The following is a 25962-nucleotide window of genomic DNA, read 5'->3' on the forward strand; positions in this document are numbered from 1 at the left end:
ACTTGATACAAAAGAAGAAAGGAGAAAAGCGCGCGGCATCCTTGCCACAGTGTGCAGAGCCCGGGCGTTAGCACAGCTCCAGATGCACTTCGTGCTGCTCGATGGTCTGCATCACGCTCGGTGGCGGCGTCTCATCGGTAAACAGGTAGTCGATCAGGCTCATATTTCCCAGATTGACCATCGCGTTGCGGCCAAACTTGGAGTGGTCAGCAACCAGCATGACGCAGCGAGAGTTTTCAATAATCGCCCGCTTGGTACGCACTTCGTGATAGTCGAAGTCCAGCAGAGAACCGTCCATATCGATGCCGCTGATCCCCAGAATGCCGAAGTCCAGGCGGAACTGAGAGATATAGTCGAGCGTCGCCTCACCCATAATGCCGCCATCACGGGTACGCACTTCGCCACCGGCAACGATCAGACTGAAATCGGGTTTCGACATCAGCAGCATCGCGACATTCAGGTTGTTGGTTACCACCCGCAGATTGCTGTGATTCAGCAACGCGTGCGCCACCGCTTCCGGCGTGGTGCCGATATCAATGAACAGCGACGCGCCGTCAGGGATCTGGCTGGCAACGCGCTGGGCAATACGCGCTTTTTCGGCCGACCACATCATCTTACGATCCTGCCAGGCGGTATTTTCCGAACTGGATGGCAGGGCAGCCCCGCCGTGATGACGTTGAATTTTATTCTGTTCTGCCAGGTCGTTCAGGTCGCGACGGATGGTTTGTGGGCTGACGGCAAAATGATCCACCAGCTCTTCCGTACTGACATATCCCTGACGACGCACTAATTCGATAATGGCGTCATGACGTTGCGTTTGCTTCACAAAACTCTCCTGTCCAGGCGTCCCTGCTGATGAATGCTTTAGGATCTTTTAACGTGTCGGGTATCAACAAATGCCATGGCCAGACCGACCAACAGGCCGGTAACGTGCGCGGCGTTGGCAATAGACAAGCCAAACCAGCCCATGTAGCCCACCACCAGCCAGACGACCGCGAAGGCCATCAGCCCACGTTCAAGGTAGATGCCACTTTGCGGGTCGCGCTCGCCTCTCAGCCACGCGTAGCCCATCAGAGCATAGACGGCGCCAGACAGGCCACCAAACATCACCCCACTGTATTTGGACTGCATCCAGCCACTGAGCAGCGCCGAGATCAGCAGGATGACAAACAGCTTGCCGCTGCCCAGCCTTTTTTCCACCGCGCCGCCCAGATACCACCACCACATCAGGTTAAAGGTGATGTGCAGGATCGAGAAGTGCAGCAGCGCATGGGTGAACCAGCGCCACAACTCAAAGTGCTGGTCTGCATCAGGCCAGGCCAGCAGGCTCATGACCGTCTGGTCGCCAAAAATCTGCATCAGGACAAAGACCACGATGCACATCACCATCACGGACAGCGTTAGCGGTCCGGCGCGCTCACGGATATTGGCCAACAGTGAGGAGCCCTGATAATGAATGCCGGACGAGGTGCTGCCTGAATGCCAGCTCGCCGCCTGATAGCGCGGGTGGTTCGGGTCGCGAATAAACTGGCTAAGTTCGTTTTCGACCAGATTGACTTTCGAATCATCATCCAGCCAAACCGTATAATGGTTATCGTGCTCCACACGCAGCTGGATGCCACGGGTTGCCATATAGTCCACAAAGGCTTGCGCCATGCGGGGGTTGGAGAATTCAGTGATGCGCATCATCGCCGTCGAAAGTCCCTGTTAATTAAAACGAAAGAACAGTATACCGCACTGTTTGAAGAGGGTCAGTTAAAGCGCAACGGCTTCCACCTGCTGCGGGAACACCACACGCCAGGCTTCAAAACCCCCATCAACGCTGAACACCTGATTAAATCCCTGGTTCAACAGATACTGCGCGGCACTTTTACTGCTGATGCCGTGATAGCACATCACCAGCACCGGCGTGTCGACATCCGACTGCGCGATAAAACCGGGCAGCGACTCATTGGTCAGATGAAAGGCCCCGCTGGCATGCGCGGCGGCATAACTCTGCGGATCGCGGATATCAACCAGCAGCGCGTTGTTGTCGGTCATCTGTGCCTGTGCCTGCTGCACGCTGATGCACTCAAATTGTTCCATGGTGGGTTCTCGTCAAAGTCAGACAAATCAGCCTTATTGTAACGCGAAGGTTGCCTGGAATAACCCGATATGTTGCAGGGTTAAGCGGCTTTTCTTTGCTCAATTATGTTACCTGCATCACGCATAAATGTTTTTATTCGGTTAACGCTGGCATCAATGTGCGAATACGATTATTATAATGCTCGAAAACGAACATTTAAGAACTATTCCGAACATCGGGGGAAGATGACGTGGAAACCAAAGATTTGATCGTAATCGGCGGCGGCATCAACGGCGCTGGCATTGCGGCTGATGCTGCAGGACGCGGCCTGTCTGTGCTGATGCTGGAAGCGCAAGATTTGGCCTGCGCGACCTCTTCCGCCAGCTCCAAACTTATCCACGGTGGCCTGCGCTACCTGGAGCATTACGAATTCCGTCTGGTCAGCGAAGCGCTGGCAGAACGTGAAGTGCTGTTGAAGATGGCACCGCACATCGCTTTCCCAATGCGTTTCCGTCTGCCGCACCGTCCGCATCTGCGTCCGGCGTGGATGATCCGCATCGGTCTGTTTATGTATGACCATCTGGGCAAACGCACCAGCCTGCCGGGCAGCAAAAGTTTGCGTTTTGGCTCAGATTCGGTACTGAAGCCTGAAATCGTGCGCGGTTTCGAATATTCCGACTGCTGGGTGGACGATGCGCGCCTGGTTGTGCTGAATGCGCAGGAAGTTGAGAAGCGCGGTGGCGAAGTCCGCACCCGCACCAAAGTGACCCGCGCATGGCGTGAAAATGGCCTGTGGATGGTTGAAGCCGAAGATATCGACAGCGGCAAAACCTTCACCTGGCGTGCCAAAGGTCTGGTCAATGCCGCTGGCCCATGGGTTAAGCAGCTGTTTGATGATGGCCTGAAGCTGAAATCGCCATACGGTATTCGCCTGATCAAGGGCAGCCACATCGTGGTGCCACGCGTGCATACGCAGAAACAGGCTTACATTCTGCAGAACGAAGATAACCGTATCGTGTTTGTGATCCCGTGGATGGACGAATTCTCGATCATCGGAACCACCGACGTGGAATACAAAGGCGATCCGAAAAACGTCCATATCGACGACAACGAGACCGAATACCTGCTGAAAGTGTTCAACGGCCACTTTAAGAAGTCGCTGAGCAAAGAGGATATCGTCTGGTCTTACTCCGGCGTGCGTCCACTGTGCGATGACGAATCTGATTCACCGCAGGCGATCACCCGCGATTACACGCTCGACGTGCGCGATGATAACGGCCAGGCACCGTTGCTCTCTGTCTTTGGCGGCAAGCTCACCACTTACCGTAAGCTGGCTGAGCACGCGATGGAGAAATTGTCGAAGTACTATCCGAAAGCGGGTCCGGCCTGGACCAAAACCTGCGTGCTGCCAGGCGGAGATATTGCCGGTACGCGTGAAGATTACGCCGCCAGTCTGCGTCGCCGTTATCCGTTTATTACTGAAGGGATGGCCCGTCACTACGCCCGGACTTATGGTAGCAATACCGAGAAGCTGTTAAGCGGCGCGACCAGCCTGGAAGAGTTGGGCGAGCTGTTTGGTCACCACTTCTATGAAGCCGAACTGCGTTATCTGGTGGAAAACGAGTGGGTGCGTGAGCAGGATGATGCCCTGTGGCGCAGGACCAAAATCGGTATGTGGCTGAACGATGAGCAACGCGCCCGCGTTGGCGAATGGCTGGCTCAGCACGCGAAGAAACCGGCGCTGTCACTGGCTTCCTGATTCATCCCGTCGACGTAAAGAAAAGGGGCAGAATGATTATTCTGCCCCTTTTACATTTCAGCTTTTAACGCGCGGGATTACAACCGTACCGGTTTGATCCCCCAAATCTCGTCAGCGTATTCCTGAATCGTCCGGTCCGAGGAGAAGTAGCCCATATTGGCGATGTTCAGCAGCGCCTTGCGGGTCCACTCATCCGGGTGACGATAAAGCGCATCCACCTTATCCTGGGTATCAACATAGCTGCGATAGTCGGCCAGCAGCTGGTAATGGTCGCCCAGATTGACCAGCGAATCGAACAGATTACGGTAGCGGCCCGGTTCCTGAGGACTGAAGGTGCCGGTGGCGATTTGCGTCAGCGCCTGATGCAGTTCCGCATCCTGCTCGTAAATCTTGTGCGCGCTATAGCCATTCTTGCGCAGCGCTTCGACCTGCGGCGTAGTGTTACCGAAGATAAACATATTCTCCTCGCCCACGTGCTCCAGCATCTCGACATTGGCACCATCCAGCGTGCCGATGGTCAGCGCGCCGTTCAGCGCAAATTTCATATTACTGGTGCCGGACGCTTCGGTCCCCGCCAGTGAAATCTGTTCCGAGAGATCTGCCGCCGGAATGATGATCTGCGCCAGACTGACGCTGTAGTTAGGCACAAAAACCACCTTCAGCCGGTTTCTCACCAGCGGATCGTTGTTAATGACCTTCGCCACATCGTTGATCAGGTGGATGATATGCTTCGCGGTGTAGTAAGCCGAGGCGGCCTTACCGGCAAAGATATTAACGCGCGGCACCCAGTCAGCATCAGGATCTTCTTTGATGCGGTTATAGCGGGTGATCACATGCAGCACGTTCAGCAGCTGACGCTTATATTCGTGGATGCGCTTAATCTGCACGTCAAACAGCGCGTGCGGATCGATAACCACCCCCATTTTCTGCGCAATATAGTCGGCCAGCCGCTTTTTGTTGTGCAGCTTGGCATCGCTGATCTGCGCCAGGAAGCTGGGGTAATCGATATGCTGCTTCAGCTCATCCAACTGGCTCAGCTCGGTACGCCAGGTGCGGCCAATCGCCTCATCCAGCACCCCGGAGAGTTCAGGATTCGCCAGCGCCAGCCAGCGACGCGGGGTCACGCCGTTGGTTTTATTGCAGAAACGGCCAGGGAACAGCGCGGCAAAATCCGCAAACAGCGACTGCACCATCAGATTGGAGTGCAGCTCAGAAACGCCGTTCACCTTGTGGCTGACCACCACCGCCAGCCACGCCATACGAATTTTTCGGCCATTGTTCTCATCAATGATCGAAATGCGTGACTGCAGATCCCAGTCGTCCGGGTAGTAATCCTGAATGGTTTTCAGGAAGTAATCGTTAATATCAAAGATGATTTGCAGATGGCGCGGCAGGATCTTGCCGATCATATCGACCGGCCAGGTTTCCAGCGCTTCGGTCATCAGCGTGTGGTTGGTATAGGAGAACACCTGACAGGTGACTTCAAACGCATCATCCCAGCTGAACTTATGCTCATCGATCAGCAGGCGCATCAGTTCCGGGATCGCCAGCACCGGGTGAGTGTCATTCAGGTGAATGGCAATCTTGTCGGCGAGGTTATCGAAGGTTTGATGCATCCGCCAGTGGCGGCTGAGGATATCCTGCACCGTGGCCGAGACAAGGAAATACTCCTGACGCAGCCGCAGTTCCCGGCCAGAATAGGTCGAGTCATCGGGATAGAGCACGCGGGACACGTTTTCCGAATGGTTCTTATCTTCGACCGCCGCAAAGTAATCGCCCTGGTTGAATTTCCCCAGATTGATTTCATTACTGGCCTGCGCTGACCACAGGCGCAGGGTGTTAGTGGCATCGGTGTCATAGCCCGGGATAATCTGGTCGTAGGCCATCGCCTGCACTTCTTCGGTTTCCAGCCAGCGCGATCGGCTGCCTTCCAGCTGGATACGTCCGCCGAAGCGCACTTTGTAGCGGGTGTTAAAGCGCTGGAACTCCCAGGGATTACCGTATTCCAGCCAGTAGTCCGGGGACTCGGCCTGGCGACCATCAATGATATTTTGCTTGAACATGCCGTAGTCGTAGCGAATGCCATAGCCGCGGCCAGGCAATCCTAACGTGGCAAGGGAATCCAGGAAGCACGCAGCCAGTCGGCCTAAACCACCGTTCCCCAAACCCGGATCGCTCTCTTCTTCAATCAGGTCTTCCAGATTGAAGCCCATCTCCTCCAGCGCGGCCTGAGCATCATCGTACATGCCCATCGCCAGCAGCGCGTTGGAAAGGGTTCTGCCTACCAGAAACTCCATCGACAGGTAATACACCTGCCGCACATCCTGGGAAAGCTGCGCGCGGTTGGAACGCAGCCAACGCTCAACCATCCGATCCCTGACCGCCAGCAGCGTGGCATTCAGCCATTCATGCTTGTTGGCAATCGAGGGATCTTTACCGATGGTAAACATCAATTTATAGGCAATCGAGTGCTTCAGCGCATCGACGCTGAGCGTGGGAGCGGTATAGGTGAAAGGTGCGTTCATATCAAAATTCCCATAGCCATTACAACAGTCGTTGATAGAGATCGCGGTAGGCCACAGCGGCCACCTGCCAGCTAAAATCCATCCCCATCGCCTGACGCTGCACGTAGCGCCAAAGTGAAGGACGGGACCACAGTACAAAAGCACGGCGGATAGCCCTCAGTAAAGACCAGGCATTGCTGTCCTCAAAAACAAATCCGCTGGCCATGCCATCGGCGAGGTTTTCCAGCGAACTGTCATTGACCGTATCCGCCAGTCCACCGGTGCGCCGGACCAGCGGTAAGGTGCCGTATTTCAGGCCGTACAGCTGGGTCAGTCCACAGGGTTCAAAACGGCTCGGGACCATAATCACGTCGGCACCGCCCATAATGCGGTGGGAGAATGCTTCATGATAGCCAATCTGTACACCCACCTGGCCCGGATATTCGGCCGCCGCCGCAAGAAATCCTTGTTGCAGTACGGCATCTCCGGCGCCCAGTAATACCAGCTGTCCGCCCTGCTCCAGCAGGCCAGGCAAGGCTTCCAGCACCAGATCCAATCCTTTCTGTTTGGTCAGCCGGCTGACCACCGCAAAGACCGGGACCTTGTCATCAATCTTCAGGCCCATGGTGATCTGCAGCTGGCGTTTGTTCTCGACCTTGGCATCCAGCACATCGCGGTTATAGCGCGCGTTAAGCAGCAGGTCTTGCGCCGGGTCCCAGATGGCCGGATCGACCCCGTTGAGGATCCCGGTCAGCCGGCCCTCAAGCTGTCGCTGCTTCAGCAGATCTTCCATGCCGTAACCATACTCCGGCAGGGTGATCTCCCGGGCGTAAGTAGGACTGACGGCGGTAATATGGTCAGCATAAAACAGGCCGGCCTTCAGGTAAGAAATCTGCCCGAAGAACTCCAGCCCGAACATGTTGAAGAATGACCAGGGTAACTGGATGTCATCCATATGCTTGGCGGCAAACAATCCCTGATATGCCAGATTATGGACAGTAAATACCGATTTTGCTGGACGGCCACGAGCCGCCAGATAGGCGCAGGTTAGCCCGGCATGCCAGTCATGCGCATGGACCACCTCAGGTCGCCAGTAAGGATCCAGCCCACAGGCCAGTTCACAGCCAATCCAGCCCAGCAGCGCAAAGCGGAGATAGTTATCCGTATACGCGAACTGTGACTCGTCGTGATAAGGGCTGCCGGGTCTGTCATACAAACCCGGCGCATCTATCAGGTAAATCCCTACGCCATCAAACTGCCCATAGAGCAGCTCCACGTAGCCCGCGAACGTTTGCAGCCTTGCCACGACCTCTGTGTCCGGGATCCCTTTCTTTAAATCAGGGAAGCCTGGAAGCAGGACTCTGGTATCAATGCCTTCTGCAATTTGCGCCGCCGGTAATGCCCCAACAACATCAGCAAGCCCGCCGGTTTTAAGCAGCGGGAAAATTTCTGAACAGACATGTAAAACCTGCATTATCGGCTCCTTTACGGTGTGCTGACGCGGTCCTCCGCATCAAAAACCTTGCCCAGACTGAACTGCTTCTTAGTTAACTGCGCCAGCCCAATTTGGCCAGCATGGATCGCGTCACCAGTACGATCCCCTCTTCGGAACGGTAAAAACGCCGCGCATCGTCATCGGGATTTTCACCGATTACCGTACCCTCCGGCAGCTCGCAGGCTCGGTCAATCACACAGCGGCGCAGGCGACAGGATCGCCCCACGACCACATCCGGCGAGAGAACTGAGGATTCGATATTGCAGAAAGAGTTGATTCGAACGCGGGAGAACAGCACCGAATTCACCACCACCGAGCCGGAAATAATGCACCCGCCCGACACCAGCGAATTCATGGTCATACCGTGACTGCCTGAGCGATCCTGCACAAATTTCGCCGGGGGAAGCGGCTCCATATGGGTGCGGATCGGCCAATCGCGGTCATACATATCTAACTCTGGCGTCACCGAGGCCAGATCGAGGTTGGCTTTCCAGTAAGCTTCCAGAGTTCCCACATCGCGCCAGTAAGGCGGCGCGGTCTCATCACTTTGCACGCAGGAGATGCTGAAGGAGTGCGCCAGCGCCTCACCGGTGGAGACAATCTGCGGCAGAATGTCTTTACCAAAGTCATGGTTGGATTCGGGATTTTTAAGGTCTTCTTCCAGCAACTCATAGAGATAGTCTGCGGTAAACGCATAGATCCCCATGCTGGCCAGCGCCTGCGTTTTATCGCCCGGCATATGCGGCGGATCGGCCGGTTTTTCGAGGAATTCCACTACGCGGCTTTCATCGTTAACCGCCATGACGCCGAACGCGCTGGCTTCTTCGATCGGCACAGGCAGACAGGCGATGGTGCATTTGGCGTCATTTTCCACATGGTCCAGCAACATCCGCGAGTAATCCATTTTGTAGATATGGTCACCCGCGAGGATCACGATGTACTTCGCCTGATAACGACGAATAATATCGAGATTCTGCGTGACCGCATCCGCCGTCCCGCGATACCAGTGTTCCGTTGCCTGACGTTGCTGCGCAGGCAGCAGGTCGACAAACTCGTTCATCTCCTCGTTGAGGAAAGACCAGCCACGCTGGATATGCTGCACCAGCGTGTGGGATTGATACTGGGTGATCACCGCGATCCGCCGGATCCCGGAGTTCAGGCAGTTCGACAGCGCAAAGTCGATAATGCGAAATTTGCCGCCGAAGTGGACAGCAGGTTTTGCACGTTTCGCGGTGAGATCTTTCAACCGGGTACCGCGTCCACCGGCAAGGATGAGGGCTACAGTTTGTGTCGGCAATTGTCTTGCCAGCATCAGGGGATCGTTCTTCTCTAATTTGATCATGTCTGACTCCTGTTATGATTGCTTTTGGAACACGCACACACCGTGGGCTGGTCCATGCCAGACAGTTATAAGGATCGGGTTATCATCCCCGGCGAAGGGTGGAATGGCATGCCATTCCCCTTGAGGCAGTTGTAAATCGCACACTTCTTCGGTGGCGTTAAACGTAATTAACCAGTTCTGAGACAGGCGAATTTGCAGACGATGCGCCCCGTTTCGCCACTCCTCAACGCTCAACGGCTGACCCGTGGGTCCCAGCCACTCAACGTTTCCATCCCCTTCCTGCCACCAGCTATCGCTCTGCAGCGCAGGGATCTTGCTGCGCAGATGGATTAAGGCGGCAGTGAAGTTAAACAGCCCGCTGTCATTGTTTTCCCAGTTAAGCCAGGTCAACTCGTTATCCTGACAGTAGGCGTTATTGTTGCCGTGCTGGCTGTGGCTGTGCTCGTCACCCGCTAACAGCATCGGTGTGCCTTGCGCCAGTAACAGCGTGGTCAGCATGGCGTGCACGCTGCGGCGGCGATGTTTAGCCACCAGCAACGGCGCGTTCAGCCCTTCCACACCGTGGTTGTGGCTGAAATTGCTGTTGTTGCCATCGCGGTTATCTTCACCGTTGGCTTCGTTATGTTTGTCGTTGTAGCAAACCACATCGCACAGGGTGAAACCGTCATGGGCGGTGATCAGATTGATGCTGGCCGACGGCAATCGCCCAGGCTGTTGGAACACGTCGCTGGAGGCAGCAAAACGCTTCACCAACTCGCCATTGGAGATGTCGCCATACAACCAGTAACGGCGCACAACGTCGCGGAAATGGTCATTCCATTCGGCAAACGGCGGCGGGAAGTTCCCCACCTGGTAACCGCCTGGCCCGATATCCCAGGGCTCAGCTATCAGCTTGCAGGCCGATAACAGGGGGTCGGCCTGGATTGCCTGGAACATCTCCGCATCGCGCTGGTATTCCGGCGTACGGCCTAAGATGGTGGCGAGATCGAAGCGGAAGCCATCGACGTGGCACTCCTCCACCCAGTAACGCAGGCAGTCCAGCGTCCAGCTCATCACTTTCGGATGGCTGATGTTCAGCGTGTTGCCGCAGCCGGTCCAGTTCTGATAGCCACCCTGATCGTCGAGCCAGTAATAGCTTTTATTGTCGACACCGCGTTTGGACAGCGTCGGGCCGGTCTCTTCCAGCTCGGCGGTGTGGTTAAACACCACGTCGAGGATCACTTCGATGCCCGCCGCATGCAGCGCCTTCACCGCCTGCTGGAACTCATCGCGCGGATGCACCCCGTTAACGCCGGAGGCATAACGCGCATCCAGTGCATAAGGCGCCAGCGGGTTGTAGCCCCAATAATTGGTCAGCCCAAGGCGCAGCAAACGCGGCTCGTGAGCAAAATACGCCACCGGTAACAGCTCCAGGCTGGTGATGCCGAGGCGCTTGAAATAGCTGATCATCACCGGATGACCCAGCGCCGCATAGGTACCCTGGATCTCCGCAGGAATGCCCGGATGGCGCTTGGTCAGCCCACGAACGTGTGCTTCATAAATGACGGTCGAGCCCCAGGGCACGCGCGGTGGCTGGTCATCTTCCCAGTCAAAATCATTGGCCAACACCACGCTTTTTGGCGCCACTGCCGCGCTGTCTTCGCAATTCATCTCCGTTTCACCGCACTGGAAACGCGGGTCGTCGGTGACTTCGCCTTCCACTTCGCGGGCACAGGGATCGACCAGTAATTTGTTGGGATTGAAGCGGTGTCCGGCGTCGGGCTGCCAGGGGCCATACACCCGGTAGCCATAGCGCTGGCCGGGTTTTATCGCCGGCAGATAGCCATGCCAGATATCGCCGGTATGTCCCGGTAAATCCACGCGTGTTTCCTGGCCCTGCTCGTCAAACAGACAGAGCACCACGCGCTCTGCATGCTGTGAGAACAGCGTAAAGTTCACGCCTTTGCCGTCGTAATCAGCGCCGGAAGGCGTGGCTTTGCCAGGAAGCACGGGGCTCATCACGCCTCCCTCGCCAGCCAGACGGTGGACAGCGGCGGCAAGGTCATGCTCACCGAGTGTTCACGATTGTGGCTGGGCTGCGGATCGCTGTGGATTGCGCCCTGATTACCGGCATTGCTGCCGTGATAATGGCTGGAGTCGGTGTTGAGCACTTCCCGCCAACTGCCCGCGCCGGTGACGCCAAAGCGGTAGTTCTCACGGGTGACCGGCGTAAAGTTGCTGACAACCATCAGCTCGTTGCCCTCGCGATCGCGGCGCACAAAGACAAACACCGAGTTTTCGAAATCATCCACCACCAGCCATTCGAAGCCCATCGGGTCGAAGTCGAGCTGATAGAGCGCGGGATGCGCGCGATAAGTGTGGTTTAAATCGCGTACCAGCCGCTGCACGCCGTTATGCCAGTTGTCGTGCCCTTCCAGCAGATGCCAGTCGAGGCTGACGTCATGGTTCCACTCTTTGCCCTGCGCAAACTCGTTGCCCATAAACAGCAGTTTTTTGCCGGGGAAGCCGAACATCCAGCCGTAGTAAGCACGCAGGTTGGCGAATTTTTGCCAGGCATCGCCCGGCATGCGGTCCAGAATCGATTTCTTGCCGTGAACCACCTCATCGTGCGACAGCGGCAGCACAAAGTTTTCGGTGGAGTTATAGAGCATGCCAAAGGTCAGGTTGTTGTGGTGATGCTTGCGATGCACCGGATCCAGCTTCATATAATCCAGCGTGTCGTGCATCCAGCCGAGATTCCACTTGTACCAGAAGCCCAGACCGCCCATTTCCGGCGGACGTGAGACGCCAGGGAAATCGGTCGACTCTTCGGCCACCGTCACCGAACCCGGTGCGGCGGAGCCCAGCGTGCGGTTGGTGTAGCGCAGGAAGGCGATAGCTTCCAGATTCTCTCTGCCGCCCAGGTGGTTAGGCACCCATTCCCCTTCGGCACGGCTGTAATCGCGGTAGATCATTGACGCCACCGCATCGACGCGCAGCCCGTCAATGCCGAAGCGCTCAATCCAGTACAGGGCGTTGCCCGCCAGATAATTGCTGACCTCGCGGCGGCCGAAGTTGTAAATCAGCGTGTTCCAGTCCTGATGGTAGCCTTCGCGCGGATCGCCGTGCTCGTACAGCTCGGTGCCATCAAACTTTGCCAGGGCAAAGTCATCGGAAGGGAAATGGCCCGGCACCCAGTCGAGCAGCACGTTCAGCCCGGCTTCATGCGCCGCGGCAACGAAGTTACGGAAGTCATCACGGGTACCAAAACGCCGGGTTGGCGCGTACATGCCGGTCGGCTGATAGCCCCAACTGCCATCGAACGGATGTTCGTTAATCGGCATCAGCTCAAGGTGGGTGAAGCCCATCTCTTTGGCATAGGGCACCAGCTGTTCGGCCAGCTCTTTGTAGCTCAGCCAGAAATTGTTATCGGTGTGCCGACGCCATGACCCCAGATGCACCTCATAAATCGAGATCGGTTGGTCAAAATCATTGGCGCGACGACGGGCCTCCGGCATCTCGGTTTTCGGGGGTATCCCACAAATCATCGAGGCACTGTCCGGCCGCATCTGCGCTTCAAATGCATAGGGATCGGCCTTCAGCCGCAGCTGACCGTGCAGATCGATAATTTCGAATTTATACAGCTGCCCGTGGATCGCGCCGGGAACAAACAGCTCCCAGACGCCAATCTCCTGGCGAAAACGCATCGGATGGCGACGGCCATCCCAGAAGTTGAAATCACCCACAACCGAGACGCGCTGGGCATTCGGCGCCCAGACGGAGAAGCGCGTGCCGATAACGCCATCAATCACGTCCGCATGGGCGCCCATAGTTTCGTACGGGCGAAGGTGCGTGCCTTCAGCCAACAGCCAGCTGTCCATTTCCGCCAGCAGTGGACCAAAGCGGTAGGCATCATCAATCAGGTTTTGCTGACCATGCCAGGTGACGGCCAGCTGGTAGCGGAAGGGGTTTTTACGTCGTGGAACCACGCCGTGGAAAAAACCACGGGAGTCCAGGCATTCAAGCTGAGCGCATTTGCGCCCGGTATTGGTTTCAATCACCCAGACTTCGGTTGCATCAGGCAGCATTGCCCGTACTTCGAGGCCGCTCTCGGTCTGATGCATACCAAGGAACGAAAATGGGTCTGCATAGTGGCCGGAAATTAATTCATTAATAAGCCGACGATCCGTAAGCTCGGACATGACTTTCTTCCCTTGATGGTTGGCAGGCAATCTCTTGTTACCCCAAAAAGGCAACGAATGCTCTGCTCTTTATTGAACCAAAAGCACGCTGACCGGAAAGGTAGCCATCCAGTGCGAAAACCGCCGCAGCGTGCGACAACTTCATCAGATAAGGTAAAGCGTTTCGGGCCGTGTCCCGCCAGCAGTACCGGCCCGTTATGTTTCAATGATATTTTTAAGCATAGCCAGGGCGCGGCTAAAGCCAGCACCGAAAACATAAAAATATGCCTTTCAGATCAAACTTTCGGAGATTGGTGACGGACAAGTCGGAAAACGCGGGAGGGAAAGCGCAGCAGGAGGCGGATGGCAAATAAAACACCCCGCTGCCAGAGGCGAACGGGGTGTGGGTAACGCGGCGTTTAAGGTTTAGCCAACCAGCAGACGCAGCATGCGACGCAGCGGCTCAGCGGCACCCCATAGCAGCTGATCGCCGACGGTGAAGGCAGACAGATATTCCGGCCCCATATTCAGCTTACGCAGACGCCCTACCGGCGTTTTCAGCGTACCGGTCACCGCAGCAGGCGTCAGCTCACGCATGGTCAGCTCGCGGTCGTTTGGCACCACGTGGACCCAGTCGTTATGGGAAGCCAGCAGCTGCTCCACTTCTTGCAGCGGCACGTCTTTTTTCAGCTTCAGCGTGAAGGCCTGGCTGTGGCAGCGCAGCGCCCCAACGCGAACGCACAGTCCATCGACCGGGATCACGCTGGCTGGCTGCAGTATTTTGTTGGTTTCGGCCTGGCCCTTCCACTCTTCGCGGCTCTGACCATTTTCCAGCTGCTTGTCGATCCACGGGATCAGGCTGCCAGCCAGGGGCACGCCGAAGTTATCGGTCGGCAGCACGCCGCTGCGGCCCATCTCGGTCACTTTACGCTCGATGTCGAGGATCGCAGAGGCCGGGTTCTGCAGCTCTTTCGCCACGTGGTTATGCAGCATGCCCATCTGCGTCAGCAGTTCACGCATGTGACGTGCGCCGCCGCCGGAGGCCGCCTGATAGGTGGCCACTGAAGCCCACTCCACCAGGTTGTTAGCAAACAGGCCACCCAGCGACATCAGCATCAGGCTGACGGTACAGTTACCGCCGGCGAAGGTTTTGATGCCTTTGTCCAGGCCCTGATGGATAACGTTATGGTTGACCGGATCGAGGATAATCAGCGCATCGTCGTTCATACGCAGGGTTGAAGCGGCATCAATCCAGTAACCCTGCCAGCCGGCAGCACGCAGTTTTGGATAGATTTCAGTGGTATAGTCGCCACCCTGACAGGTAATAATAATATCCAGCGCTTTCAGCGCCTCGATATTGAAGGCATCCTGCAAGGTTCCGGCAGACTGCCCGCCAAACTCAGGGGCCGGCTGGCCGTGCTGAGAAGTCGAGAAAAAGACCGGGCGGATCACGTCGAAGTCACGTTCTTCTACCATGCGCTGCATAAGAACGGATCCAACCATGCCACGCCAACCGATAAGTCCTACTGATTTCATGATGCACCTGCTGCAGACCACTGGCTTGCCCGGCCAGTCAATGGCGGGGGGAGAGTAGACCTGACCTGTTAAAGTTATAAGAAAGAAGTATGGTTAACACCTTACAAAATGCTGCAAAAGTGGCAAGTGAATTAAATCGATTATCGGCAAATTTTTAGCAATATCGCTAATATACCCGTAATAATTCAGCAAACGGGCAGGCGGATAGCGCCAGACCTGTCGGCTGGAAAATGCAGGGTATTGGCCGCTAACGGCGCTTAACAGAGATGGATACGATGACTGAAATGATCTCAGCAACGATATTATTGTTGCTTATTATGGATCCGCTGGGCAATTTGCCGATTTTTATGTCGGTTTTGAAGCATCTGGAGCCTAAACGTCGACGGGTGGTGTTGATTCGCGAAATGCTGATCGCGCTGGTGATCATGCTGCTGTTTCTGTTTGCCGGCGAGAAAATCCTCGCCTTCCTGAATCTGCGCACGGAAACCGTGTCGATTTCCGGCGGCATCATTCTTTTTCTGATCGCCATTAAAATGATCTTCCCTTCCCATGAAAGTAGCAGCAGCGGATTGCCTGCCGGCGAAGAACCCTTCCTGGTGCCGCTGGCCATTCCGCTGGTGGCAGGCCCGTCGCTGCTGGCCACCCTGATGCTGCTGTCGCATCAGTATCCCGATCAGATGACGCATTTGGTCGGCGCACTGATGATTGCCTGGGGCGCAACGGTATTTATCCTGCTGATGTCCGGCGTATTTTTACGGCTGCTGGGGGAGAAAGGCGTTAACGCGCTGGAAAGGCTGATGGGCTTGATTCTGATTATGCTGGCGACCCAGATGTTCCTCGATGGTATCCGGGCCTATCTGAAGATTTAAACAAAAAGGGCGCTCATTGAGCGCCCTTCTGCTATTCAGCTGCCCATCAGGACAGCAGCTCGAAGGCAATCATGCCGACGATAGCGCCGACGGTCCCCAGAATGGTTTCCATCATCGTCCAGGTTTTCAGCGTCTGGGCTTCCGTTGCGCCGGTAAAGCGGCCGAACAACCAGAAACCGGCGTCGTTGACGTGGCTGAAGATAATCGAACCCCCGGCGATACAGATCGACAGCGCTGCCATCTGCGCGCCTGAGTAATGCAGCGGCTCAATCACCGGCATAATCAGGCCAACCGTGGTCAGGCAGGCAACCGTTGCTGAACCCTGAATGATACGCACCGCACCGGCCAGAATAAAGCACGCCAGCGCAACCGGCAGACCCGCGCCGGTCAGCGCGTTACCCAGTGCCGGGCCAACGCCCGAATCCACCAGCACCTGCTTGAACACGCCACCGGCACCAATCACCAGCAGGATAATCCCGGCAGGTTGCAGCGCGCTGCCGCAAATCTGCATCACCCGCTCTTTATCCATCCCCTGACGGTACGCCAGGCCATAAATCGCCACCAGGCAAGCCAGCAGAATGGCGATAAACGGATGGCCAATAAACTCCAGCCACTCGTACAGACGCGTGCCGGGATCGGTAAAGCGGGCACCAATGGTTTTCAGCCCAACCAGCACCAGCGGGAACAGGATCAGCGACAGGCTGAAGCCAAACGACGGCAGCTTACTCTCGTCAAAGTCCGGATGGGTGGTTTCGGTGGGCAGCGTGAAGGTCACATGACGGCTGATAAAGTTACCGAACAGCGGACCGGCAATCAGCATGCTTGGGATCGCCGCGCACACGCCCAGCAGGATCATCCAGCCAAAGTCGACGTGCATTTGCGAGGCCAGCAGCATCGGCGCAGGGCCGGGGATCAGGAAGGCCGCGGACGCCGCCACGCCGGCAAACAGCGGAATGACCAGCTTCACCAGGTTGTCGTTGGTCCGACGCGCCACGGCAAAGGCAATGCTTATCAGCAGCACGATCGCCACTTCAAAGAACAGCGGCAGCGCGCAGATTAAACCGGCCACGCCCATCGCATAATGCGCGCGGCTCTGGCCAAAGGTCTTCAGCATCTTGATGGCGATCTGATCGACCGCGCCCGTTTCATGCAGAATTTTGCCGAACATCGCCCCCAGCGCAACCACAATCGCGAGGAAGCCCAGCGTACCACCCATGCCTTTCTGCATGGTGTCCGCAATTTTATCGAGCGGCATACCGGAGAAGATCCCGGCCCCGACAGAAACTAACATCAGAGCGACAAAGGCGTGCATACGCGCTTTCATCACCAGGAACAGCAGCAGTAAAACAGAACCCGCTGCGGTCAAAACCAGTGTTGCAGTAGCCATTACATCCAACTTATTTTTTTATCGCGCCTTCGATAGTGGTAATGGTCGCAGCCACAACCTCATCCAGCGTCTGATTAATGTCCACGACCAGCACATCGCGCTCATCAGTGCCCGGCTCTTCCAGCGTGGAAAACTGGGTGACCAGCATTTGCGGCTTGAAGAAGTGCCCTTTGCGCGCGCGCAGACGGGATTCAATGGTGTCGAAATCGCCCTGCAGATAGACGAAGGACAGGTTGTCGTTGCCTTTGCGCAGGATGTCGCGGTAACTCTTTTTCAGCGCCGAGCAGACAATCAGCGAGATGTCGTTGGTGCGCTGCATGGCGAATGCCGCATCGTTAATCGCTTCCAGCCAGGGTTTGCGGTCATCATCATTGAGCGGATGGCCTTCAGACATTTTCTCGATGTTGGCGCGAGGATGAAGAAAATCCCCGTCAAGAAACGCCGCCTTCAACTGGTGTGCAACGGCGTTGGCAACAGCTGATTTGCCGCTTCCGGATACGCCCATCAACACGAACACGTAATTGGACGAAGGGGTAATTTTCATTATTTATGCTCCGGCAGAGAAGTCTATTGAGATGGCCGTTCTGGGTCAGCCCAATTTGTTATCGGTAACATTGTCTGGACGGCCGTCCTCTAAGGCAACAGCTGGGGAGGAAAAAGCTGGTAAATGTGAAGTAGCTCAAAAAAATGACAGTTTCAGAGTGATGGCGGCACAAAGGGACAACTTTCATCCACAGCGCGCGGGCAGCAAACCCTCTCGCCCACACGCAGTGGATAAATCCGCCCTGCCGTCAGATGCTGCCACCTTCCGAAATGGTAAAGCCGACATTCACCTGTTTGGCGTCGCGCAACTCACCGCGGATGCTGGACAGCAGCAATGCGGCAGATTCACGACCCATTTTTTCACGCGGTGTCACCACCGTTGCCAGTTCAGGTGTTACCACCTGAGTAATATCATGGCCGTGAAAACCGGCAATCGCCATTTCCTGGGGCACCCGCAATCCCTGACGCTGGCATTCGAACATCGCGCCGACCGCCAGGTCATCGTTGGTACAAAACAGGCTGTCGGTATCGGGATAGCGGCGCTGGGCTTCCTTCAGCAGGGTTGCGCCCATCGAGAAAGAGGACGCCTCTTCCATCATGATGCTGCGCGGCTCCAGGCCGGCTTCCCGCATCGCCTTCTCGTAGCCCTGCTGCTTAAGCAAGGTACGCTCATCCAGGCGGGCGCCAAGGTACACCGTACGGCGATGGCCTTTCTGCAGAATGGCATGGGTCATTTGGCGCGCGGCTTCAACGTTATCGAAGCCGACCGCCATATCCAGGCAAGGCGACACCGAATCCATCATTTCCAGCACCGGGATGCCGGCGGTTTCCAGCATCCGCAGGCTGGCGGCGGTGTGGGTGCGTTCGGTGAGGATCAGGCCATCAATGTTCCAGGCCAGCAACGAGCGGATTTGCAGCTCTTCTTTTTCCGCGCTGTAGCCAAAGTGGCCCAGCATAGTCTGGTAGCCCGCGGCATCGGTCACCGCCTCAATGCCGCGCAGCACATCGGCGAACACCTGGTTGGTCAGGGAGGGCAGCAGCACGCCAATGGCGCGACTGGTGGAATTAGACAAAATATCGGGGGCTTTATTGGGGATGTAACCCAGCTCATCCAGCGCCTCGGCAATCCGGCTCTGTAAGGCAACAGAGACCTGATCGGGATTACGCAGATAGCGGCTAACGGTCATTTTGGTGATGCCCACACGATCGGCAACATCCTGTAATACCGGTCTTTTCTTCTTCATTGTTGTAAAGGGTCAGGGGAGAGATGAAGAGAGTGTAACAAAATTGAAAGGGAAACGGTGAAGGGTGCGGTAAACCGCACCCAAAGTGTGACGGACTTAAACAGCAGGCAAATCGAACAGCAGGATTTCGGCATCGCTACCGGCTTCAATCGCCAGAGCCGCTTCATCCCAGACCGCAAACGCATCGCTGGTGGAGGCTTTTTCACCGTTGACGGTGACATCCCCTTTCACCACCTGGATCCAGATACGGCGTCCGGCTTCAATTTCCACAGCGCCCTGTTCGCCCTGCTTCAACGCCCAACGCGAGAGCGTCATATCCTGGAACACTTTCAGCGAACCGTCACGAGCATCGGGAGACAGCACCAGCTGGCGGCCCTGCACGTCATCGAAGCGGCGCTGAGCATAGCGCGGCTCGATGCCGGTTTTTTCCGGGATAATCCAGATCTGATACAGATGCAGCGGCACCTCTTTGCTGGCGTTGTACTCAGAGTGACGCACGCCGGTACCGGCGCTCATAATCTGGAATTCACCCGCCGGGATCTGCTCTTTGTTGCCCATGCTGTCTTCGTGCTCAACCGTACCGGACAGCACGTAAGTCAGGATTTCCATGTCTTTATGCGGATGGGTACCAAAACCCTGTCCACCGTCGATCACATCTTCGTTAATCACCCGCAGCGCCGAGAAGCCCATAAAGTTGGCGTCATGATAGCTGGCGAAAGAAAATGTGTGGTAGCTGTCCAGCCAACCGTGGTTAGCGTGACCGCGATCTTGTGCTTTGCGTAGATAAATCATGTTCAATCCTCCTCAACGTTTTCACATAGTCTGGACCTGTTCTGGAGGGGATGATAGCGGATAAAATTGTCTCCTCTGTTCAAATTATTCGATGGAATCGAGAGCAGTTAAACAGACAATTTGTCGCTGGATTGCGGCGGAGGTAAACGGCAGGCAAAAAAAAAGCCAGCACCCGAGCTGGCTAAATAATACTTGGAAGCAATGTGAGCAATGTCGTGCTTTCCCGATGGTCCGTGAAGCCCATGCCGGGAACGCATGACAATAATAATCATTATCATTCGCACTTGTAAAGCATTTTTTTGCTTGATTTATCGGCTAAAGGCCATGATCTTAAAGAGGATTAGCGGAAAACAAGGAGCAGGGAAATGAGTGAGATCGTTATACGTCATGCCGAACCGACTGATGCTGAGGCGCTTTTTCGCATCCTCAGCCAGCCCGAAACCTATCGCGATACGCTCCAGCTTCCGCATCCCTCGCAGCAAATGTGGCAGCAGCGGCTGGACTCACCGAAAGAGGGTCAGCAGCGGTTTGTCGCCTGCATTGATGGCCAGGTGGTGGGCGATCTGACGCTGGAACTGAACAGCCGGTTACGTCGTCGTCACACCGCATCGTTTGGCCTCTGCGTCGATGTTCATCATCGCGGCAAAGGCGTGGCTTCGGCGCTGATGAAAGAGATGATCGTCCTTTGCGATAACTGGCTGAGCATCGAACGCATTGAGCTGACGGTATTCGCTGACAACGCCACGGCGATTGCCCTCTATCAGCGCTTCGGCTTTGTTACCGAAGGCGTTGCCCGCCGTTTTGCGGTCCGCGAGGGTCAGCAGGTGGATGCGCTGTTTATGGCGCGTCTTAAAAATGCGCCATCGCCGGTCTAAACATTGAACGGCGTGGCCACGATCACCCGTGAAAACGCCGTTTGCTGCGCTTCTTCCGCCGGCAGGAAACCATGAAAACGCAGGATGGCACTGAACGCCGTGCGCGCATCCTCCCGCAGATCGTGGTCAATTACCGCGTCCAGCTTCTCCGCCGTCAGTAACTGGCGGTTCTCCTCATCCAGATCGTGGCCAATAAAGACTTTCACCTCACGATCCATCGCCGCAAAGGCCCGCAGGATGGCGCTGTTGCCGCCGCCAACGCTGTAAACGGACTGGATGGTGCTGTCCTGTTCCAGCGCTGCGCACATCTGGGTAAAGGTCAGCTGATCGATGCCATAGCCTTCGCTGACCGCGACGGTATTCAGCCAGGGCGCGCGTTGTTGTAGCGTCGCCATAAACCCTTCCATACGCTGCTCTTCGCCGCGAAATCCCGCGCTGCTTAGCGCCACAGCCACCGTTTGTGCCTCAGCCGGCAGCCAGCGCGACATCAGCCAGGCCGCCGTTCGCCCTGCCCCTTCATTGTCCATGCCGACATAACGAATGCGCTCGCTGTGCGGCAGGTCGGTGACCAGGGTTACCACCGGGACGCGCAGCGCGGCCAGTTCGGCAACCGCGCTTTCCAGCAACGGATGGTCACTGGCCTTTAGCAGCACGCCGTAGCTGTCATTGCCACAGCGGCGCAGTTCACGCACCAGCTCTTCTGGCGTGGTTTCCTCAACAATATGGCAGCGCAGAGTCAGCCGGAACGGCGCAAAGCTTTTTATCTGGCTGAGCAGCGCCGCCAGCGTCAGCGAGCTGAAGCGCTCAGGCGCATGCATCACTAAATCGATCGGCAAGGTACGGCCGCTGGCCAGGCTGGCGCGCTGCTGCAACTCCAGATCGCGGATGGCCTGCGCAATCCGCCGTGCGGTGCGCGGATGCACGCTGCCCCGCTGGTGCAGCGCCCGATCGACCGTGGCTTTACTGACGCCCGACTGGGCCGCGATTTGCTTAAGTGAAAACGGGTTAGCCATAAATTGAGGTCTTTTTGAGGTCATGCCGACGTATTGTTAATCAAATGTAATTGCTAAGGTCAGGGTCAGCAAGTGAACAGACCTTACCTTCCCCGACAAAAAGAAAGGACAAATAATGAGCCTGACTGAAAGCACTATCTTCAACAATAAGGTGTTCGTGGTCACCGGTGGCACCCAGGGACTGGGCGCGGCGGTGGCCCAGCTGCTGGCGAAGCGTGGCGCGCGCGGCATCGTGATCTGCGGACGTAATACCGACGCCGGACGCCAGCAGGTCGAAACCCTGAGCCACTCCGGCTGTGAAGCGATCTTCGTCGAAGCCGACATCAGCTCACCGGCCGCCTGCGAAAAGGTGGTCGCCGCGGCAGAGTCCTGTTTTGGCACGCTGCACGGGTTGGTTAACTGCGCGGGCATGTCCGATCGCGGCACCATCCTCGACACCTCGCCGCAACTGTTCGACGCCATTATGGCGGTCAACGTGCGGGCGCCCTTCTTCCTGATGCAGGCGGCGATCAAGCTGATGATCGCCAAAGGCGTTGAGGGCAGCATCGTCAATATCATCACCATGACTTCACACGGCGGCCAGAGCTTTCTTAGCGCCTATGCCGCGTCAAAGGGCGCGCTGGTGACGCTGACCAAAAACGTTGCCTTCAGCGCCATGCGGAACCGCATCCGGGTCAATGGCCTCAACATCGGCTGGATGGATACGCCACATGAGGACGATATCCAGCGGCAATACCATCAGGCAGAAGACGGCTGGCTGGAAAAAGCGGAGCAGCAGCAGCCCTTTGGCCGCCTGCTGAAACCGACTGAAGTTGCCCGTGGCGTGGCTTTCCTGCTCTCCGAAGAGTCAGGAATGATGACCGGCGCGGTGATCGACTTCGATCAGTCGGTGGTTGGCTGTGGTGATAACGGTGGCTTCCAGCCATCCCATGCGTTGACGCTGTGAGGTGCCCAATGACTCAGATTTATATTAATGACAGCCAGATTTCGCTGGATGATTTCGCCACCCTCTGTGCGCAGACCTTGCCGAAGGGCGACTTCCCGCTGGCCCGCTCCGCCGAAAAAAACGTGCTGATTTACCACCGTGACGATCTGCTGAAAGCCGCAGAAACCGACCGTCAGAAGCTGCTGGCCGAGCTGCATCGCGCATTATCCAGTGGGCCCGGCGTGTTTGTGGTGCAGGGTTTGTATGAAGACCTTTCCGCCGTGGATCGCAGCAGTATGCTGTTTGAGGAAATTCTCGCCAGTGAAGCCGCCAGCGGCGGCGGTGGCGATCACTTTGCCAAAGCCGGCAGCAATGGCCGTATCTGGAACGCCCTGCAAAAGGTGGCAGAGCGCGATGCCGATGCGTTTATCGATTACTACAGCAACCCCTTACTGGCGTTGATTTGCGAAGCCTGGGTGGGGCCTGGCTATGAAATGACGGCGCAGGTGAATCAGGTGCGTCCGGGCGGCAAAGCGCAGCAGCCGCACCGCGATTACCATCTGGGTTTTCAGGTTAATGAGGTTGTCGCCCGCTTCCCGCTGCCGTTGCAGATCCTGTCGCAATATCTGACGCTGCAGGGTGCGGTCGCCCACAGCGACATGCCGTTAGCATCTGGCCCCACGCAGCTTCTGCCGTGGTCACAACAGTATGCCGAAGGCTATCTGGCCTGGCGCGATCCGCGCTTTATCGCCTTCTTCCAACAGCACGCCATTCAGCTGCCGCTGAAAAAAGGCGATGGGCTGTTCTTCAATCCGGCACTGTTCCATGCCGCCGGGAATAACGTCACTGCGGATCATATTCGCACCGCCAATTTGCTGCAGGTCTCGTCGGCCTTTGGCAAAACGATGGAAAAAGTGAATCACGTCAAGGTGCTGGAGGCGATCTATCCAGCCTTACTGAGCAAAACACTGAGCGAAGCGCAGCTGCACGCGGTGGTGGCCGCGAGTGGTGAAGGCTATTCCTTCCCCACCAATCTGGATACCGATCCGCCGTTGGGTGGGCTGGTGCCGAAGACTCAGCAGCAGTTGATTCTGGAGGCGTTGCAACAGGGCTGTTCAGGCGGGGCGTTTAATCAGCTGCTCGCCGCACATGAACGAAAAAGAGAGGCGTAAGCGCCTCTCAGGAAGGAACCTGCAGAACCCCCGACCGTCGGGGGTTCTCAGCCGGTTAGTAACCCGCCGTTAAATCATCAATGGTGCGCGGATCGGATGCGCCATACAGCATGCCGTCCGGCCCAATCATAATACTCTGCGTGCTGCCCATCGCCGGCATCACCTTCACATGCTGACCTTTGGCTTCCAGCAGTTTCAGGCTGTCCGGGCTGAAGCCCTTTTCAACCCGCAGCTGATCCGGCAACCACTGGTGATGGAAGCGTGGTGCGTTGGTCGCTTCGGCGATATTCATCCCGTAATCGATGCTGTTGACCACCATTTGCAGCACGGTGGTGATAATGCGGCTGCCGCCAGGGCTGCCGGTCACCAGCCAGGTTTTGCCATCTTTCGCCACGATAGTCGGCGACATTGATGACAACGGTCGCTTATACGGCCCCACCGCATTGGCTTCGCCGCCCACCAGGCCATAGACGTTCGGCGTGCCCGGCTTGGCAGAGAAGTCATCCATTTCATTGTTCATCAGGATGCCGCTGTTACCCGCCACGATACCGCTGCCAAAATAGGTGTTCAGCGTGTAGGTCACCGCCACCGCATTGCCCTGCTTATCCACCACCGAGAAATGCGTGGTCTGGTTACTTTCATACGGTGCCAGCTTGCCCGGTTTGATCTCCGAAGACGGCCGCGCCTTATTCACATCAATCTGCTGCGCCAGCGATTTCGCATAGGCTTTGCTGGTCAGCGCCTGCCACGGCACCTTCACAAAGTCCGGATCGCCGAGATATTCCGAGCGGTCGGCATAGGCATATTTTTCCGCTTCCGCCATCACCTGCATGGCATCGGCGCTGCCGAAGCCCATTTTCGCCAGATCGAAGTTTTCCAGGATATTCAGGATCTGCACGATATGGATCCCGCCGGAAGATGGCGGTGGCATAGAGAAGACTTCATAGCCGCGATAGGTACCGCTGATTGGCTTACGCTCAATCGCCTGGTATTTCGCCAGGTCCACTTTGCTGATTAAGCCGCCGTGCGCCGCCATTTCCTCGTCAATCTGCGTGGCGATAGCGCCCTTGTAGAAGGCGTCCGGTCCCTGGCTGGCAATCAGCGTCAGGCTGTGGGCCAGATTGCGCTGCACCAGCGTCTCGCCGCGGGCATAAGGCTGACCATCCGCCTTGTAGAAAATCGCTTTGCTGTTGGGATGGTTAATCAGCACTTCTTTGCCATAGACCTTCAGATCGTCAGCCAGCGCCTGATTGACCACGATGCCTTTGCTGGCCATTTTGATCGCCGGCTGGATCAGACGGCTGAGCGGCATAGTGCCGTACTCTTTATTCGCCAGCGCAAAGCCCGCTACCGTGCCAGGTACGCCGGACGCCAGGTGAGAGGTGAGGGATTTTTTGCTGTCGGCATTGCCCTGCGCATCGAGGAACATATCGCGACTGGCGCGGGTTGGGGCCATTTCGCGGAAGTCGATGGCGGTGGTACGGCCTGAGGCGGTGCGCAGCATCATAAAGCCGCCGCCGCCGAGGTTGCCGGCCTGCGGATGGGTCACCGCCAGCGCATAACCGACGGCAATCGCCGCATCCACCGCGTTGCCACCCTGCTTAAGGATATCCACGCCAACCTGAGTTGCTGTCGCATCCACTGACGACACCATCCCATGTTGCTCTTTCACCGGATGGAAGGTATCCGCATCCACCCCGTAAGAAACTGCCGGTGCGGTGGGCGCAGCACTGGCACCCTGCCACAGTAACAGCCCGATCATTAGCGGTCCCGCAAGCCGCGTTAACTTACCCTGTCCTGTCATCTTCACCTCTTGTTAGTCTTATTTACGTTTGTTTACTGCTGATAAGTGTGTACGAAATAAGAGAAAAGGCGAGGCGGGACTGAAATTCAGTTGACTCCTGGAGGCAGTTTGGTGGCCCTGGCATACACTTGAGTAATCTAACACGGAGGCAGTTTATGAAATGGTTAGTTATTTTTGTTGCCGCACTGGCACCGTTGAGCGGCATGGCCAACATGTTGAACAACAATCAGCCAAACCAGCCGGGCTATAATCCCAGCACTCAACGGATGCAGAGCCAGATGCAGACGCAACAGTCCCAGCAGAAACTGAAGTTGCAGCAGGATCAGCAACGTCAAAGCCAGGACACACAGCGGAAAGTTCAGGAGCAGCGGAACAGTGCTTCCCAGCGCGTGATCCAGTCACAGCCGGGAACAAACACCATGCCGCCGGTGCAGCAAAACAACAATTAATCCCCACCTTACCCACAGTGCTGGCGCG

The 25962-nt window shown here is 56.6% G+C and carries 21 protein-coding genes; 6 read left to right on the forward strand and 15 right to left on the reverse strand.

Going from position 1 to position 25962, the window contains the following annotated elements; all coding sequences use genetic code 11:
• Window positions 1-67: 67 nt before the first annotated feature.
• The 3 genes from EBC_RS22770 to glpE all read right to left on the reverse strand — a co-directional run bounded on the left by EBC_RS22770 (window position 68) and on the right by glpE (window position 2085).
• Window positions 68-826, reverse strand: a complete 759-nt coding sequence (locus EBC_RS22770) for a DeoR/GlpR family transcriptional regulator (protein ID WP_013204217.1) — start codon at window positions 824-826, stop codon at window positions 68-70.
• Between the two features lie 38 nt (window positions 827-864).
• Complete coding sequence (glpG, locus tag EBC_RS22775; RefSeq protein WP_041692446.1) at window positions 865-1686, reverse strand: rhomboid family intramembrane serine protease GlpG; 822 nt, start codon at window positions 1684-1686, stop codon at window positions 865-867.
• Between the two features lie 69 nt (window positions 1687-1755).
• Window positions 1756-2085 carry a thiosulfate sulfurtransferase GlpE gene (gene glpE / locus EBC_RS22780; RefSeq protein ID WP_013204219.1) on the reverse strand — a complete coding sequence of 110 codons (330 nt, stop codon included), beginning with the start codon at window positions 2083-2085 and terminating at the stop codon, window positions 1756-1758.
• Between the two features lie 230 nt (window positions 2086-2315).
• On the opposite strand from glpE, the gene glpD reads away from it, so the two are divergent.
• Window positions 2316-3824 (forward strand): glycerol-3-phosphate dehydrogenase, encoded by a 1509-nt coding sequence (gene glpD / locus EBC_RS22785; protein ID WP_013204220.1) that lies wholly within the window; start codon window positions 2316-2318, stop codon window positions 3822-3824.
• Window positions 3825-3901: 77 nt separating this feature from the next.
• Here the strand turns inward: glpD and glgP are convergent, their stop codons facing one another.
• The 6 genes from glgP to asd form a co-directional block, all read right to left on the reverse strand.
• On the reverse strand, window positions 3902-6349 hold the full coding sequence (gene glgP, locus EBC_RS22790) for a glycogen phosphorylase (protein ID WP_013204221.1): 2448 nt from the start codon (window positions 6347-6349) through the stop codon (window positions 3902-3904).
• 19 nt (window positions 6350-6368) lie between these two features.
• The gene (glgA, locus tag EBC_RS22795) at window positions 6369-7802 is read right to left on the reverse strand and encodes a glycogen synthase GlgA (RefSeq protein WP_013204222.1); all 1434 of its coding nucleotides are present in this window, start codon (window positions 7800-7802) and stop codon (window positions 6369-6371) included.
• Window positions 7803-7875: 73 nt separating this feature from the next.
• Window positions 7876-9165 (reverse strand): glucose-1-phosphate adenylyltransferase, encoded by a 1290-nt coding sequence (gene glgC / locus EBC_RS25995; RefSeq protein ID WP_013204223.1) that lies wholly within the window; start codon window positions 9163-9165, stop codon window positions 7876-7878.
• A 12-nt stretch (window positions 9166-9177) separates the two neighbouring features.
• Entirely contained in the window at window positions 9178-11163 is a 1986-nt protein-coding gene (gene glgX / locus EBC_RS26000) for a glycogen debranching protein GlgX (protein WP_013204224.1), read from the reverse strand.
• Window positions 11163-13346: a 1,4-alpha-glucan branching enzyme gene (gene glgB, locus EBC_RS22810; protein WP_013204225.1), complete on the reverse strand. Its 2184-nt coding sequence runs from the start codon at window positions 13344-13346 to the stop codon at window positions 11163-11165. Before glgB ends, glgX begins: the two co-directional genes overlap by 1 nt.
• Window positions 13347-13751: 405 nt before the next feature.
• Window positions 13752-14861 (reverse strand): aspartate-semialdehyde dehydrogenase, encoded by a 1110-nt coding sequence (asd, locus tag EBC_RS22815; RefSeq protein ID WP_013204226.1) that lies wholly within the window; start codon window positions 14859-14861, stop codon window positions 13752-13754.
• Window positions 14862-15136: 275 nt separating this feature from the next.
• On the opposite strand from asd, the gene EBC_RS22820 reads away from it, so the two are divergent.
• A complete protein-coding gene (locus tag EBC_RS22820) occupies window positions 15137-15730 on the forward strand; it encodes a YhgN family NAAT transporter (protein WP_013204227.1) in 594 nt (197 codons plus the stop codon).
• Window positions 15731-15776: 46 nt separating this feature from the next.
• Here the strand turns inward: EBC_RS22820 and gntU are convergent, their stop codons facing one another.
• The 4 genes from gntU to EBC_RS22840 form a co-directional block, all read right to left on the reverse strand.
• Window positions 15777-17117 carry a gluconate transporter gene (gntU, locus tag EBC_RS22825; RefSeq protein WP_013204228.1) on the reverse strand — a complete coding sequence of 447 codons (1341 nt, stop codon included), beginning with the start codon at window positions 17115-17117 and terminating at the stop codon, window positions 15777-15779.
• Between the two features lie 10 nt (window positions 17118-17127).
• Window positions 17128-17661, reverse strand: a complete 534-nt coding sequence (gene gntK, locus EBC_RS22830; protein WP_013204229.1) for a gluconokinase — start codon at window positions 17659-17661, stop codon at window positions 17128-17130.
• Window positions 17662-17908: 247 nt separating this feature from the next.
• Window positions 17909-18904: a gluconate operon transcriptional repressor GntR gene (gntR, locus tag EBC_RS22835; protein WP_013204230.1), complete on the reverse strand. Its 996-nt coding sequence runs from the start codon at window positions 18902-18904 to the stop codon at window positions 17909-17911.
• 96 nt (window positions 18905-19000) lie between these two features.
• The gene (locus EBC_RS22840) at window positions 19001-19696 is read right to left on the reverse strand and encodes a pirin family protein (protein ID WP_013204231.1); all 696 of its coding nucleotides are present in this window, start codon (window positions 19694-19696) and stop codon (window positions 19001-19003) included.
• Between the two features lie 365 nt (window positions 19697-20061).
• Between EBC_RS22840 and EBC_RS22845 the strand changes: the two genes are divergently transcribed.
• Window positions 20062-20571, forward strand: coding sequence for a GNAT family N-acetyltransferase (locus EBC_RS22845; RefSeq protein ID WP_013204232.1), 510 nt, complete (start codon window positions 20062-20064; stop codon window positions 20569-20571).
• Here the strand turns inward: EBC_RS22845 and EBC_RS22850 are convergent.
• Window positions 20568-21584, reverse strand: coding sequence for a LacI family DNA-binding transcriptional regulator (locus EBC_RS22850; protein WP_041692148.1), 1017 nt, complete (start codon window positions 21582-21584; stop codon window positions 20568-20570). The two genes, EBC_RS22845 and EBC_RS22850, sit on opposite strands and share 4 nt — an antisense overlap.
• A gap of 115 nt (window positions 21585-21699) precedes the next feature.
• Between EBC_RS22850 and EBC_RS22855 the strand changes: the two genes are divergently transcribed.
• Window positions 21700-22530: an SDR family oxidoreductase gene (locus tag EBC_RS22855; protein ID WP_013204234.1), complete on the forward strand. Its 831-nt coding sequence runs from the start codon at window positions 21700-21702 to the stop codon at window positions 22528-22530.
• 8 nt (window positions 22531-22538) lie between these two features.
• Window positions 22539-23681: a phytanoyl-CoA dioxygenase family protein gene (locus tag EBC_RS22860; protein ID WP_013204235.1), complete on the forward strand. Its 1143-nt coding sequence runs from the start codon at window positions 22539-22541 to the stop codon at window positions 23679-23681.
• Window positions 23682-23736: 55 nt separating this feature from the next.
• On the opposite strand, the gene ggt is transcribed toward EBC_RS22860, so the two are convergent.
• Entirely contained in the window at window positions 23737-25485 is a 1749-nt protein-coding gene (gene ggt / locus EBC_RS22865; RefSeq protein WP_041692149.1) for a gamma-glutamyltransferase, read from the reverse strand.
• A gap of 155 nt (window positions 25486-25640) precedes the next feature.
• Between ggt and EBC_RS22870 the strand changes: the two genes are divergently transcribed.
• Complete coding sequence (locus EBC_RS22870) at window positions 25641-25934, forward strand: DUF2756 domain-containing protein (protein WP_013204237.1); 294 nt, start codon at window positions 25641-25643, stop codon at window positions 25932-25934.
• The last annotated feature ends 28 nt before the right edge of the window (window positions 25935-25962 follow it).

Source organism: Erwinia billingiae Eb661, from assembly GCF_000196615.1.
Classification (GTDB): domain Bacteria; phylum Pseudomonadota; class Gammaproteobacteria; order Enterobacterales; family Enterobacteriaceae; genus Erwinia; species Erwinia billingiae.

What these genes read in the sequence shown, in the direction of transcription:
- EBC_RS22855 (WP_013204234.1), top strand. Translation starts at nt 21,700, where the DNA reads ATGAGCCTGACTGAAAGCACTATCTTCAACAATAAGGTGTTCGTGGTC.
- glgP (WP_013204221.1), bottom strand. Translation starts at nt 6,349, where the DNA reads ATGAACGCACCTTTCACCTATACCGCTCCCACGCTCAGCGTCGATGCG.
- glpG (WP_041692446.1), bottom strand. Translation starts at nt 1,686, where the DNA reads ATGCGCATCACTGAATTCTCCAACCCCCGCATGGCGCAAGCCTTTGTG.
- asd (WP_013204226.1), bottom strand. Translation starts at nt 14,861, where the DNA reads ATGAAATCAGTAGGACTTATCGGTTGGCGTGGCATGGTTGGATCCGTT.
- EBC_RS22860 (WP_013204235.1), top strand. Translation starts at nt 22,539, where the DNA reads ATGACTCAGATTTATATTAATGACAGCCAGATTTCGCTGGATGATTTC.
- EBC_RS22840 (WP_013204231.1), bottom strand. Translation starts at nt 19,696, where the DNA reads ATGATTTATCTACGCAAAGCACAAGATCGCGGTCACGCTAACCACGGT.
- gntK (WP_013204229.1), bottom strand. Translation starts at nt 17,661, where the DNA reads ATGAAAATTACCCCTTCGTCCAATTACGTGTTCGTGTTGATGGGCGTA.
- EBC_RS22870 (WP_013204237.1), top strand. Translation starts at nt 25,641, where the DNA reads ATGAAATGGTTAGTTATTTTTGTTGCCGCACTGGCACCGTTGAGCGGC.
- gntU (WP_013204228.1), bottom strand. Translation starts at nt 17,117, where the DNA reads ATGGCTACTGCAACACTGGTTTTGACCGCAGCGGGTTCTGTTTTACTG.
- EBC_RS22845 (WP_013204232.1), top strand. Translation starts at nt 20,062, where the DNA reads ATGAGTGAGATCGTTATACGTCATGCCGAACCGACTGATGCTGAGGCG.
- ggt (WP_041692149.1), bottom strand. Translation starts at nt 25,485, where the DNA reads ATGACAGGACAGGGTAAGTTAACGCGGCTTGCGGGACCGCTAATGATC.
- EBC_RS22820 (WP_013204227.1), top strand. Translation starts at nt 15,137, where the DNA reads ATGACTGAAATGATCTCAGCAACGATATTATTGTTGCTTATTATGGAT.
- glpE (WP_013204219.1), bottom strand. Translation starts at nt 2,085, where the DNA reads ATGGAACAATTTGAGTGCATCAGCGTGCAGCAGGCACAGGCACAGATG.
- gntR (WP_013204230.1), bottom strand. Translation starts at nt 18,904, where the DNA reads ATGAAGAAGAAAAGACCGGTATTACAGGATGTTGCCGATCGTGTGGGC.
- glgX (WP_013204224.1), bottom strand. Translation starts at nt 11,163, where the DNA reads ATGAGCCCCGTGCTTCCTGGCAAAGCCACGCCTTCCGGCGCTGATTAC.
- glgA (WP_013204222.1), bottom strand. Translation starts at nt 7,802, where the DNA reads ATGCAGGTTTTACATGTCTGTTCAGAAATTTTCCCGCTGCTTAAAACC.
- glgB (WP_013204225.1), bottom strand. Translation starts at nt 13,346, where the DNA reads ATGTCCGAGCTTACGGATCGTCGGCTTATTAATGAATTAATTTCCGGC.
- glgC (WP_013204223.1), bottom strand. Translation starts at nt 9,165, where the DNA reads ATGATCAAATTAGAGAAGAACGATCCCCTGATGCTGGCAAGACAATTG.
- EBC_RS22850 (WP_041692148.1), bottom strand. Translation starts at nt 21,584, where the DNA reads ATGGCTAACCCGTTTTCACTTAAGCAAATCGCGGCCCAGTCGGGCGTC.